Annotated in this window: 14 protein-coding genes; 6 read left to right on the plus strand and 8 right to left on the minus strand. The window is 71.4% G+C overall.

Annotated features, from left to right (window positions below):
• Positions 1 to 218: 218 nt before the first annotated feature.
• Positions 219 to 836, plus strand: coding sequence for a TetR/AcrR family transcriptional regulator (locus BIV25_RS34215; protein ID WP_071376394.1), 618 nt, complete (start codon positions 219 to 221; stop codon positions 834 to 836).
• 22 nt (positions 837 to 858) lie between these two features.
• On the opposite strand, the gene BIV25_RS34220 is transcribed toward BIV25_RS34215, so the two are convergent.
• From BIV25_RS34220 to BIV25_RS34235, 4 genes are all read right to left on the minus strand, one after another.
• Entirely contained in the window at positions 859 to 2,559 is a 1,701-nt protein-coding gene (locus BIV25_RS34220) for a methylmalonyl-CoA mutase (RefSeq protein WP_071376395.1), read from the minus strand.
• A gap of 91 nt (positions 2,560 to 2,650) precedes the next feature.
• The gene (locus tag BIV25_RS34225; protein ID WP_071376396.1) at positions 2,651 to 2,989 is read right to left on the minus strand and encodes a DUF3817 domain-containing protein; all 339 of its coding nucleotides are present in this window, start codon (positions 2,987 to 2,989) and stop codon (positions 2,651 to 2,653) included.
• A 55-nt stretch (positions 2,990 to 3,044) separates the two neighbouring features.
• Positions 3,045 to 3,566 carry a MarR family winged helix-turn-helix transcriptional regulator gene (locus BIV25_RS34230; RefSeq protein ID WP_071376397.1) on the minus strand — a complete coding sequence of 174 codons (522 nt, stop codon included), beginning with the start codon at positions 3,564 to 3,566 and terminating at the stop codon, positions 3,045 to 3,047.
• An 11-nt stretch (positions 3,567 to 3,577) separates the two neighbouring features.
• The gene (locus BIV25_RS34235) at positions 3,578 to 4,816 is read right to left on the minus strand and encodes an MFS transporter (protein WP_071376398.1); all 1,239 of its coding nucleotides are present in this window, start codon (positions 4,814 to 4,816) and stop codon (positions 3,578 to 3,580) included.
• Between the two features lie 82 nt (positions 4,817 to 4,898).
• Here BIV25_RS34235 and BIV25_RS34240 point away from each other — a divergent pair, with 82 nt between their 5' ends.
• Positions 4,899 to 5,879 (plus strand): DUF5937 family protein, encoded by a 981-nt coding sequence (locus tag BIV25_RS34240; RefSeq protein ID WP_071376399.1) that lies wholly within the window; start codon positions 4,899 to 4,901, stop codon positions 5,877 to 5,879.
• A 10-nt stretch (positions 5,880 to 5,889) separates the two neighbouring features.
• Here the strand turns inward: BIV25_RS34240 and BIV25_RS34245 are convergent, their stop codons facing one another.
• From BIV25_RS34245 to BIV25_RS34255, 3 genes are all read right to left on the minus strand, one after another.
• On the minus strand, positions 5,890 to 6,642 hold the full coding sequence (locus BIV25_RS34245; RefSeq protein WP_071376400.1) for a hypothetical protein: 753 nt from the start codon (positions 6,640 to 6,642) through the stop codon (positions 5,890 to 5,892).
• Positions 6,643 to 6,743: 101 nt separating this feature from the next.
• Complete coding sequence (locus tag BIV25_RS34250; protein ID WP_071376401.1) at positions 6,744 to 7,037, minus strand: MTH1187 family thiamine-binding protein; 294 nt, start codon at positions 7,035 to 7,037, stop codon at positions 6,744 to 6,746.
• A complete protein-coding gene (locus tag BIV25_RS34255; protein WP_071376402.1) occupies positions 7,034 to 7,378 on the minus strand; it encodes a DUF3817 domain-containing protein in 345 nt (114 codons plus the stop codon). Before BIV25_RS34255 ends, BIV25_RS34250 begins: the two co-directional genes overlap by 4 nt.
• Positions 7,379 to 7,537: 159 nt before the next feature.
• Here BIV25_RS34255 and BIV25_RS34260 point away from each other — a divergent pair, with 159 nt between their 5' ends.
• From BIV25_RS34260 to BIV25_RS34275, 4 genes are all read left to right on the plus strand, one after another.
• A complete protein-coding gene (locus BIV25_RS34260; protein WP_071376403.1) occupies positions 7,538 to 8,170 on the plus strand; it encodes an AIM24 family protein in 633 nt (210 codons plus the stop codon).
• 2 nt (positions 8,171 to 8,172) lie between these two features.
• The gene (locus tag BIV25_RS34265) at positions 8,173 to 8,823 is read left to right on the plus strand and encodes an AIM24 family protein (protein ID WP_071376404.1); all 651 of its coding nucleotides are present in this window, start codon (positions 8,173 to 8,175) and stop codon (positions 8,821 to 8,823) included.
• Positions 8,820 to 9,638, plus strand: coding sequence for an AIM24 family protein (locus BIV25_RS34270; RefSeq protein WP_071376405.1), 819 nt, complete (start codon positions 8,820 to 8,822; stop codon positions 9,636 to 9,638). The genes BIV25_RS34265 and BIV25_RS34270 overlap by 4 nt, the downstream gene beginning before the upstream one ends.
• A 92-nt stretch (positions 9,639 to 9,730) precedes the next feature.
• Positions 9,731 to 10,207, plus strand: a complete 477-nt coding sequence (locus BIV25_RS34275) for a MarR family winged helix-turn-helix transcriptional regulator (protein WP_071376406.1) — start codon at positions 9,731 to 9,733, stop codon at positions 10,205 to 10,207.
• A 5-nt stretch (positions 10,208 to 10,212) separates the two neighbouring features.
• On the opposite strand, the gene BIV25_RS34280 is transcribed toward BIV25_RS34275, so the two are convergent.
• Positions 10,213 to 11,397, minus strand: coding sequence for an MFS transporter (locus tag BIV25_RS34280; RefSeq protein ID WP_071376407.1), 1,185 nt, complete (start codon positions 11,395 to 11,397; stop codon positions 10,213 to 10,215).
• Positions 11,398 to 11,846: the final 449 nt, after the last annotated feature.

Raw genomic sequence — 11,846 nt, forward strand, 5'->3', positions numbered from 1 at the left:
TATCCTCCCCCGTCACCGCGCCGGAATGAAAAAGTCGTGCGCCGGGGCGCCGGGTCCCCACCCCACGCCTCATGATCACGCCCGCGTACGTCCGTCACGGGCTGCTCTCACGCGCTTTCGCTACGACTCGTAGCGTAATGCCATGGGGACCCCGCGCGACACCACACCCCGGTGATCTCCCTCACGACACCACAGGACCCGCCCGTTATGGTCGAGGGATGCAGAGCCGCACCCCCGCCAGCCGTGCCGGGCGCCCGCGCGACCCCGCCGCGGACGCCGCGATCCTGGCCGCGACCAGGGAGGCGCTGGTGGAGCTGGGCTGGTCCAAGCTCACCCTGGGAGACGTGGCGACGCGGGCCGGGGTTGCGAAGACGACCCTCTACCGCCGCTGGGCCGGCAAGAACGAACTGGTGGTCGACGCGGTCGCCGAACTCTTCGACGAACTGGAGCTGCCCGACCGCGGCAGCCTGGCCGACGACATCGAGGGCGTGGTGCTCCAGTTCGCGGCGATCCTCGCCCGCCCGGAGGCCAAGAGCGGGCTGATGGCGGTGGTCGCCGAGGCCACCCGCGACGACGCCCTGCGCGAACGCATCCGCCGTTCCATCGTGGAGCGGCAGATGCGTCTGGTCCTCCAGGGCCGCGCGCGGGCGCAGAAACGCGGCGAACTCCCGCCGGAACCCGATCCGCGGGAGGCCGCCCGCACGGTGGACCTCATCTTCGACGTGGTGGCGGGTGCGGTAGTGCACCGCACCCTGGTCAGCGGCAAGGCGGCGGACGAGGAGTGGGTGCGCAGCTTCACGCGCGTCCTGATCGGCGGACTGGCCTCGTCCGCCTGACCCCGGTGTCCGCCGCTCGCCCTCAGAAGCCGGCCGGCTCCGTGTACACCCCCCACTCGTCCCGCAGCACCCCGCAGATCTCGCCCAGCGTCGCCTCGGCACGTACGGCGTCCAGCATCGGCGCGATCATGTTCGAGCCGTCGCGGGCCGCGGCCAGCATGGCGTCGAGGGCGGTCCGTACGGCCCTCTCGTCCCGGGCGGCCTTCCGCCCGCCGAGCGCCCGCACCTGCTCGCGCTCCACCTCGTGGCTCACCCGCAGGATCTCCAGGTCCCCGGTGACGGACCCGGTGTGGACGTTGACGCCCACGACCCGCTTGTCGCCCTTCTCCAGGGACTGCTGGTAGCGGAAGGCGGACTCGGCGATCTCACCGGTGAACCAGCCGTCCTCGATCCCGCGCAGGATCCCGGAGGTGATCGGGCCGATCGGGTGCCGCCCGTCGGGGTGCGCCCGCAGACCCCGCTCCTTGATCTGCTCGAAGATCTTCTCCGCGTCCGCCTCGATCCGGTCCGTCAGCTGCTCGACGAACCACGAACCGCCCAGCGGATCGGCCACGTTGGCGACCCCGGTCTCCTCCATCAGCACCTGCTGCGTGCGCAGCGCGATCTCGGCCGCCTGCTCGCTCGGCAGCGCGAGGGTCTCGTCCAGGGCGTTGGTGTGCAGCGAGTTGGTGCCGCCGAGCACCGCCGCGAGCGCCTCCACGGCCGTACGGACCACGTTGTTGTACGGCTGCTGTGCGGTCAGCGAGACGCCGGCGGTCTGCGTGTGGAAGCGCAGCCACTGCGCCTTCTCGCTCTTCGCGCCGTACACGTCGCGCATCCAGCGGGCCCAGATGCGGCGCGCGGCGCGGAACTTGGCGATCTCCTCGAAGAAGTCCAGGTGCGCGTCGAAGAAGAAGGAGAGGCCGGGCGCGAAGACGTCCACGTCCAGACCGCGGCTGAGGCCGAGTTCGACGTACCCGAAGCCGTCCGCGAGCGTGTACGCCAGCTCCTGCGCGGCCGTCGCGCCGGCCTCGCGGATGTGGTAGCCGGAGACGGACAGCGGCTTGTAGGCGGGGATGCCGGCCGCGCAGTGCTCCATGAGGTCGCCGATCAGGCGCAGATGCGGCTCGGGCTGGAAGAGCCACTCCTTCTGTGCGATGTACTCCTTGAAGATGTCGGTCTGGAGCGTGCCGTTGAGGACCGCCGGGTCCACGCCCTGGCGCTCGGCGGCGACCAGGTACATGCAGAAGACGGGCACGGCGGGCCCGCTGATGGTCATGGAGGTCGTGACGTCCCCGAGCGGGATGTCCTTGAACAGGACCTCCATGTCGGCCGCGGAGTCGATGGCGACGCCGCAGTGCCCGACCTCGCCGAGCGAGCGCGGGTCGTCGGAGTCGCGGCCCATCAGCGTCGGCATGTCGAAGGCCACGGACAGGCCGCCGCCGCCGGCGGCCAGGATCATCTTGTAGCGCTCGTTGGTCTGCTCGGCGTTGCCGAACCCGGCGAACTGCCGGATCGTCCAGGTGCGGCCCCGGTATCCGGTCGGATGGAGCCCGCGTGTGAAGGGGTACTCCCCGGGCCAGCCGATCCGCTCGAATCCCTCGTACGTGTCTCCCGGCCGGGGACCGTACACCGGCTCCACGGGATCGCCGGAGAGCGTGGTGAAGTCAGCGTCGCGCTTGCGCGCGGCGTCATAGCGGGCCTGCCAGCGCCGGCGGCCTTCCTCGATGGCGTGAGCGTCCATACCCCCGAATTTACTTGGACGTCCTAGTAAATGTCGATGGCTGACCGCCGTACGGTGTCCGTACGACGGTGTGACGGCGCTCGCGTCGCCCTTACGCCTTGGCGACGGCCGGGGCCGGATCGGCGACCTTGGCCTCCAGCTCGCGGCTGATCCGCCGCTCGACGAAGAAGGCGGCCGTCGGGATCGTGCCCGCGAGCAGCACCCACAGCTGCTTGCCGACCGGCATCTTCGTCTTGGAGCCCAGGTCGAAGGCGACGACGAGGTAGACGACGTACAGCCAGCCGTGGGCGATGGCGACGACGCGCGTGACGTCGGCGGCACCGCTGATGTCCAGCCCGTACTTCGCGATCATGCTCAGGCACAGCAGCACCAGCAGGACACCCGTGGTGTAGGCCATGACGCGGTAGCGGGTCAGCACGCTCTTCTTCATGCCCACGAGCGTAACCACCCGTTCCGGGAGATCTTGGCCGGGGTCGGCCGTCGTCTCAGCCGTCGTCCCGGTCGTCGTCGAAGTCGTGGGCCGCGATCCGCAGCGGGCGGAACATCGCGAAGATCTCCGCGCACTCCTCCGCGTCGTACACGCCGAGCCCGAAGTCCATGGCCATCAGGTCGCGGGTGGCCGCGTCGACCACCTCGCGGCCCTTGTCGGTGATCACGGCGAGGGTGCCGCGGCCGTCGTTGGGGTTGGGCCGCCGGGCCACCAGACCCGACTTCACCAGCCGGTCCACGGTGTTCGTCACCGAGGTGGGATGCACCATGAGCCGCTCACCGATCTTGGACATCGGCAGCTCGCCGGCCTTGGAGAAGGTGAGCAGCACCAGGGCCTCGTAGCGCGCGAAGGTCAGCCCGTACGGCTTGACCACCGCGTCCACCTCCGCGAGCAGGATCTGCTGGGCCCGCATGATCGAGGTGATCGCGGCCATGGACGGCACACTTCCCCAGCGCTGTTTCCAGAGCTCGTCGGCGCGGGCGATGGGGTCGAAGGGGAGGCTGAGAGGCTTTGGCACGTCATCAGACCCTACCGGCCGGTCATATCCGGGGCAGCCCCGTCTCGGTCCTCGGTCGCCCGGACCGCCAGGGCCAGCCCGCAGCAGCACAGCACACCGAGCACGCCGGCCCCCGTCACCGTCACCCGCACCCCCGCCACCTGCGCCGCCACCCCGGCCAGCGCCATGCCCACGCCCTGGACGGTCATCAGCCCGGCGCTGAGCACGGTCATGGCCCGCCCGCGCAGCTCGTCGGGCACGGCCCGCACGAACCGCTGGTCGAGACCCAGGGTGTACGCCTCGCCGGCCCCGGAGACCAGCAGGAGCAGCAGGGACACGACGAGCCCGGGGTGCAGGGCGAAGCCGAGATAGGGCAGCAGGGCCAGGCACAGGAGGGGGAGCGTGACGCGTTCCCGGGTCGCGGGCACGAGGCGCGCTCCGGCGAACAGCTCACCGGCCACCGTGCCGACGGGCAGCGCGCACATCAGCAGCCCGAGCCCGGCGGAGCCGCTGCCGAGCACGTCGGCGTACGGCGCGGCCAGCGCCTCGGGGACGACGCCGAACGTGGCCGGGAGCCAGCAGGCGAGCAGCAGGACCCGGATCCGGCGGTCCCCGGCGAGCCGGCGCAGGCCGGGCGGGGCGTCCGTACCGTCGTGGGTGCGGGCAGGCCGGCACCGGGTGCCGCAGCGCAGCAGGGTGGCGGAGCCGAGGAAGCCGGCGACGGTGATCAGCAGGGCGTGGCGGGGTGCGAGGACCGTGAGGAGGAGCCCGCCGAGGCCGTAGCCGACGAGCAGGGAGCTCTGGGCGACGATCCGCAGCAGGGAGCGGCCGAGCACGAACAGGTCGCCGCCGCCGAGGACGTCGGCGAGGGTGGCCATGCGGGTGCCGGCGAACACCGGGGAGACGACGGCGAGCGCGCAGCGCAGCGCGAGCAGGACGCCGATCCCGGTGCCCGGCACCGTCATCAGGGCCACGCAGCCCGCGCACACCAGGTCGCAGACGACCAGTACCCGGCGGGCCGGGAAGCGGTCGGCGACAGGTGCGAGCAGGGTGCCGCCGACGGCGTACGGCAGGAAGCCCAGGGCGAAGGTGAGCGCGCTGAGCAGGGGTGAGCGGGTGAGGTCGTAGACGAGAACGGACAGCGCGATCTCGCTGACGATGACGCCGAGCATGGACAGCACGTGCGCGGCGAAGACGGCCCGGAACTCGGGCACGGCGAAGACACGGCCGTAGCCGGCGGGCGCCGGGGCCGTCTGCGGTGGTGCGGACATGCGGGGAGCGTGGCGGAGGGCGGCCGGAGGACGTAGATTTTCGGCTTCAGCCGAATCTTCGCGTCCTTCCGGGAGGTGGCCGGTGCCCTCACGCCTGCACTTCGGCGACGCGGACTTCCTGCGCTGCCGGTTCGCGATCTCGCCGATGTGGGAGACGCAGGAGGCCGTGCGCACCCTCAAGCGCCCGGACCGGCACGGCTATCACGCGCCCTGGCTGCGCCGGATCCGCGCGGCCGCGGCCGGGCTCGACCTCGGCCCGCTGTGGCTGCTGATGCCGCGCCGGGGCCACTCCCCCGACTGGCTGGGGCCGCCGCCGATCGGCCCGGCGGCGACGTTCGAGGAGGAGATCGCAGCCGTACGGGCCTGCGACCCGGTGGCGGCGCGGGAGGACACCGCCCTCGCCCTGGCCTGTACCCCGGGCGCGCTCGGGTCGCCGCGGGGCCGGGCCTGGCTGGCGGATCCGGCCCGCATGATCGCGGAGCTGGCGGACGCCGTGGAGGAGGCCTGGCGGGTGCTGATCGAGCCGGACTGGCCCCGGCTGCGGGCCCTGCTGGAGGCGGACGTCGCCTTCCACTCGCGCAGGCTGGCCGAGGTGGGCCTCGGCACGCTGCTGCCGGAACTGGACCGGCGGCTGTCCTGGGACGGCCGCACGCTCACCCTGGCCCTGCACGGGGAGTACGCCCGCGACCTCGCCGGCCAGGGCCTGGTGCTGATGCCGAGCGTGTTCTCCTGGCCCGACGTGGTCACCGGCTTCGAGCCGCCGTGGCAGCCGACGGTGGTGTATCCGGCCCGGGGGCTGGCGGGGCTGTGGACGGATCCGGGCGAGCGGACACCCGCGGCGCTGGTACGGCTGCTGGGCGCGAACCGGGCGGCCGTCCTGACCGCGCTGGACGAACCGTCGGCCACGACCACGCTGGCCCACCGCCTGGGTCTGGCCCCGTCGTCGGTGTCGTCGCACCTGACGGTGCTGCGGGACGCGGGTCTGCTGACGTCGCGGCGGTACGGCCATCATGTGCTGTACGAGAGGACGCCGTTGGGGGTGGCGCTGGCGTCCGGGGGCTGAACCCGGGTCGTCAGCCGTACTGCTCCAGCATGCGCAGCACCCGGGGCGCCCGCGCCTCCCCCGCGGTCTCCCGCTCGCACCTGCGCGCCGCCGGCGTGCACCCGAGCGGCGCGGTGAACAGCGCCAGCGAGATGGCCACGACCAGCAGCAGCGGGCACAGATACGCCACGGTGTCCGCGAACGGCCCGAAGAGCCTGAGCAGCGACTCCAGCCCGAGCCCGGTCAGACACACCGTGAGGACCACCGCGCGGACCGTCAGTTCGGCGAGCCAGTTGGCCAGGGCCCGCTCGGGGGTGATGCCCCGCTCCAGCCAGAGCCGCAGCCGGTCCAGGGACCAGGCCGTGGCCCAGCCGGTCAGCGGCCGGAACAACACCCGGTCGGCGACCGCGCCGAAGGCGCCCCAGCGGGGGCGGTAGTCGTAGCCGGTGAGGAGGCGGACACCGTGGGCGTCGGGCACGTAGCGCCAGTAGCCGCGCGCCTCGGCGATCAGGGACAGCGGGTGCGGGGCGAAGAAGCGCACGGCGGAGGTGCGGGTGCCGTCGGGGCGGTCCGTCTCGTCCGCCGCGTGACCGGTGCCGGACACGGTGAGGAACGGCAGCACGCGCGCGGTGCAGGAGAACCGCCGGGGCTCACCCGCCGCGCCCGGCAGTTCCTCGATCGCGGTGAACCGGAGGTCCCAGCGCCGGTGGGCGTCGGGATCCTGGGTGCGCGCCCACACCGTGTCCAGGTCTGCGCATATGTGTGTCTCTATACCGAGACTCATGGTGTTCCCCCAGGTCAGAACGTGCTCTGAAATGATCGCTCAGAACATCGACAGGGGAACGTACATCGCGGTGGGCGTGCCGCCCAAAACGGGGGGTCCGGTCAGCCGGCCAGGTAACGTTCGACGGTCTCGACCTTGGTGGTCAGGCCGTCCGTCACGCCGGGCCGGATGTCGGCCTTGAGGACGAGCGACACGCGCGGGGCGCGCTCCTCCACGGCGGCGACGGCGCGCCTGACGACGTCCATCACCTCGTCCCACTCACCCTCGATCGAGGTGAACATGGCGTCGGTGCGGTGGGGCAGCCCCGATTCCCGCACCACGCGGACGGCGTCGGCGACGTACTCCCCCACGTCCTCGCCGACGCCCAGGGGTGTCACGGAGAAGGCGACGATCATGCGCCCACGACCCCTTCCTTGCGGGCCCGCGCGGCGATGACCTCGTCCTCGGCGGCGCGCTTCAGCTTGCGCTCGGCGAAGAAGCCGCCGGTGGGCAGCACGGACAGCACGAAGTAGAGGAGTCCGGTCTTCAGCGGCCACTTGGTGCGGTTCCAGGCGTCCGCCCAGAAGATCACGTAGAGGATGAAGAGAACGCCGTGGATCCCGCCCATGACGGGGACGGCGTTGAAGTCCGTGGTCCGCTTCAGCACCGAGCAGACGAGCAGGATCAGGAAGGACACGGCCTCCGGGGCCGAGACCAGACGGAGACGGCGGAGGGCGGTGGCGGTCTTGATGTCCACAGGTCACCTTCGGTGGGGAGTCGTCGACGCTTTGTGAATGCGTGCACAAACGTTGCCCCATTGTGGCAAACGCCCGCCCTAGGGGTCCGCTCAGGGTCGGTGTCCACCCGGAGGCCCTGGTCCGTCCACCCGCACCGCCGCTACTTTCACTGGGTGGCGATGTTCCGACTTCAAGGCAGCAAGGTGCTCGCCGTCGACATGACCGGGGACGCCGTGAAGGCGAAGAACGGCTCGATGGTGGCGTACGACGGGAGGATGTCCTTCAAGAAGCTGACGGGCGGGGGCGAGGGGCTGCGGGGGATGGTGACCCGTCGGCTCACCGGTGAGCAGATGACGGTGATGGAGGTGAAGGGGCAGGGAACGTGCTGGTTCGCGGACCGCGCCTCGGAGATCAACCTCGTCAGCCTGACGGGGGACAAGCTGTACGTCGAGTCGAGCAACCTGCTCGTGACGGACGCCGCGCTGCGCACGGGGACGACGTTCACGGGACTGCGCGGCGCCTCGCAGGGCAACGGCCTGTTCACGACGACGGTCGAGGGGCACGGACAGGCGGCGCTGCTGTCGGACGGGCCGGCGGTGGTGCTCAGGGTCAGCCCTCAGTACCCGCTGACCGTGGACCCGGGTGCGTACATCGCCCATCAGGGCAACGTCCGCCAGTCCTTCCAGTCCGGCGTGACGTTCCGCACATTCCTCGGGGAGGGCGGCGGCGAGGCGTTCCAGATCCGGTTCGAGGGCGACGGGCTGGTCTACGTACAGCCGAGTGAGCGGAACACGATCGCAGGGGATCTGTAGAGATGGCGTTCCGGGAGATCAACTCCAAGATGGTCGAGGCGACGGTGCTGCCCGGGCAGCGACTGTTCAGTCAGCGCGGGGCGATGCTCGCGTACCGGGGGGACGTGTCCTTCACGCCGAACATCCAGGGCGGTCAGGGCGGGCTGATGTCCATGCTCGGGCGCCGGGTGACGGGCGAGGCGACCCCGCTGATGTCGGTCGAGGGCAGCGGGACCGTCTTCTTCGGGCACGGCGGCCACCACGTCCACGTCATCCACCTCACGGGCGACACCCTGTACGTCGAGGCGGACCGGCTGCTCGCCTTCGAGGGCACGCTCCGGCAGGGGACGATGTTCATGGGCTCCCAGGGCGGGGTGATGGGCCTGGTCCGGGGCCAGGTGACCGGCCAGGGCCTGTTCACGACGACGCTCCAGGGGCAGGGCTCGGTCGCCGTGATGGCGCACGGCGGCGTCTTCGAGATCCCGATCACCCCGGAGCACCCGGTCCATGTCGACCCGCAGGCCTACGTCGCCCACCACGGCGAGGTGCGCAACAAGCTGTCGGCCGCGCTCGGCTGGCGCGAGATGGTGGGCCGGGGCTCGGGCGAGGCGTTCCAGCTGGAGCTGAGCGGCAGCGGCACGGTGTTCGTCCAGGCGTCGGAGGAGAAGCTGTGAGCACGTACGGAACGCCGGGCGCCGGACCGGCCGGACCGGTCGTGTACGACCCGATGACCCTGCCCGCCGACGACAACGTGAACGCGTACACGTTCTGTGTCGAGCTGAAGAGCGGGCAGTGGTTCCTGCAGAAGGGGAAGATGATCGCCTACTACGGGGCGATCGAGTTCAACGGGATCGGACACGGGCGACTCGACCGACTTGTCCGTACCTCGTTCCATTCGCCACTGCACGCAAGCGACTGGGTCGTGGCCGAGGGTTCGGGCAAGATGCTGCTCGCCGACCGGGCCTTCGACGTCAATTCCTACGACCTCGACGACGGGAACCTGACCATTCGCGCGGGCAACCTGCTCGCTTTTCAGCCAAGTCTCGCGCTGAAGCAATCGATCGTGCCGGGTTTTCTGACCCTTATCGGAACCGGAAAGTTTGTGGCCGCATCTAACGGTCCGGTGGTGTTCATGGAACCTCCGATCCGGGTCGACCCGCAGGCGCTCGTCGGGTGGGCCGACTGCCCGTCCCCGTGCCATCACTACGACCACGGGTACCTGACGGGTGTACTGGGCGGTCTACGTGCGATGACGGGCCTCGGCGGGGTGTCCGGCGAGGAGCACCAGTTCGAGTTCGTGGGCGCCGGGACGGTCCTGCTGCAGTCGTCGGAGAGCCTGATGGACGAGACGGCGACGGGGGCCGTCCCGGCGGAACCGGGCGTACCGGGAGGTGGCGTTCCGGGGCCGGGCGGACACGGTCAGCAACCGCCGGGCGCACCGCGCCTTCCCGGACAGCTGGGGGACCTCCAGCGTCGCTTCGGGCTGTGAGCGGTAGTCTGCGGAGTGTGACGTCGAACGCGTGCGCACTGTCACATCATCCAAAGTAGTTCGGCATTCAACTTCTTAGGTAGACTTCATTCATGGAGACCGAGACGGCCACGCGCTGGCTGACCGATGCGGAGCAGTGCGCCTGGCGCACCCACCTGGAGGTCAACAGGCTGTTGACGTACCAGTTGGAGAAGGATCTTCAGCCGTTCGGCCTGACGATGAACGACTACGAGATCCTCGTGAACCTGTCCGAGTCGGACGACGTACGGATGCGGATGAGCGACCTCGCCTCTGCCACGCTCCAGTCCAAGAGCCGGCTCTCGCACCAGATCACGCGGATGGAGAACGCGAACCTGGTGCGCCGTGAGAACTGCGAGTCCGACCGGCGCGGGCTGTACGCGGTGCTGACCGAGCACGGCATGGAGACGATGAAGAAGGTGGCGCCACATCATGTCGCCTCCGTGCGACGGCATTTCATCGATCTGCTGTCGCCGGAGGCGCTGACGGAGCTGGACAAGGCCCTGAAGCCGATCGCCGAGCACCTGAGGGGCCAGCGGGGGCGCCCCTGAGCCTGCTAGCGGCCCGGACGGCGGAGGGTACCGACGGCGCTGATCAGCGCCGTGGCGCCCGCCAGGGCGAAGCACACCCCCAGCGGGAGGCGGCCGACCAGCAGGCCCGTTGCCAGCGCCCCGCCCGAACTCCCCGCGTTCACGGCCGTGTTGACCCAGGCGCCGGAGCGGGTGCGGGTGCCCTCTCCGGACAGTTCGTCGGCCAGCAGATAGGCCGTGGTCAGGGTCGGCGCGATGAACGCGCCCGCCAGGACCATGGCCCCGGTCAGGGCCCACAGGTCCGGCGCGAGACCGGCCACCGCCACCACCAGGCCCAGGCCCACACCGAACCCGCCCAGCCGGACGCGCGCCGGGGCCCGCCACCGCACCGCCCCGTTGACCAGCCCGCCCACCGCGCTGCCCGCCGACAGCGCGCCCAGCACCCACGGGACCAGGGCGGTGTCATAGGAGTGCCGCGAGGCGAAGGCCATCACCAGCAGATCCACACCGCTCAGGGCGAGCCCGGCGCCGGCGGCCACGGCGACCGGGGTCAGCAGACCGTGGGCCGTGCCGCCCCACCGGCCGCTCGGCGCGGGGCGCGGGCCCGGGAGCGCGGGCGCCGTGACGAAGGCGGCGGTACCGGCTACGACCAGGACCGCGCTCAGCAGGATCCCGGACGCCGGCGGGGCGACACCCGTCAGCACACCGACGAGCACCGGGCCGGACACGTAGAGCAGTTCCTCGGCGACACCGTCCAGGCTGTAGGCGCGGGCCAGCATGCCCGGCTCGGGGGCCAGTTCGGCCCACACCGCGCGCATCGTCGGACCGAGTGGGGGTGCGCAGGCGCCCGCGAGGCCCGCGACCGTGGCGATCGGCGCCGCAGGTGTCCCCGGGCGCCAGGTCAGGGCGGCCAGGGCGCACAGCAGGGCGCCGTACAGGGCCGCCATGGGTGGCAGGGCGCGGCGTGGGCCGTACCGGTCGATCAGGGGTGCGCGCAGGGGCATCAGGAAGACGGTCGTGGCGCCGAACAGGGACAGCACGGCGCCGGAGACGGCGTAGGAGCCGGTGGCACGCGTGACGGACAGCAGGACGGCCAGCGAGACCGTGCCGTAGGACAGGCGGGCGGTCAGGGCGGAGGCGAAGGCGCGGCGGGCGTGGGGCAGGCGCAGCACGGCGGCGTACGTGGGCCGCGCAGGGGCATGCGTGGACATGCTGATGTTCCTCTGGTCGAGGCGGAAGAGGGGGCACCGAAGGACGCGAGGGCCGGCCGTTCGTACGGCCTCGCGGTCCGGCGCGCGCTCTACGCCAAGAAGAGGGACATGCGGGTCAAGATACCGGCCCCGCACGGAAGTTGGCCACCGCTCAGCCCCAGGTCAGGCCCGCCACCAGGTCGTCCGCCGCGCGGCAAGGGTCCAACTCGCCCACGACGACACGCTCCCGCCAACCCGCCCGGCCACCGGTCACCATCGCGCTCGCGCAACGCCGTGACCGTGAACGTCTCCACCACACGCACCACACGAAGACCGACCAGCGCTCAGCCCCAGGTCAGGCCCGCCACCAGGTCGTCCGCCGCGCGGCAAGGGTCCAACTCGCCCACGACGACACGCTCCCGCCAACCCGCCCGGCCACCGGTCACCATCGCGCTCGCGCAACGCCGTGA

It is taken from the genome of Streptomyces sp. MUSC 14 (genome assembly GCF_001866675.1).
GTDB lineage: Bacteria > Actinomycetota > Actinomycetes > Streptomycetales > Streptomycetaceae > Streptomyces.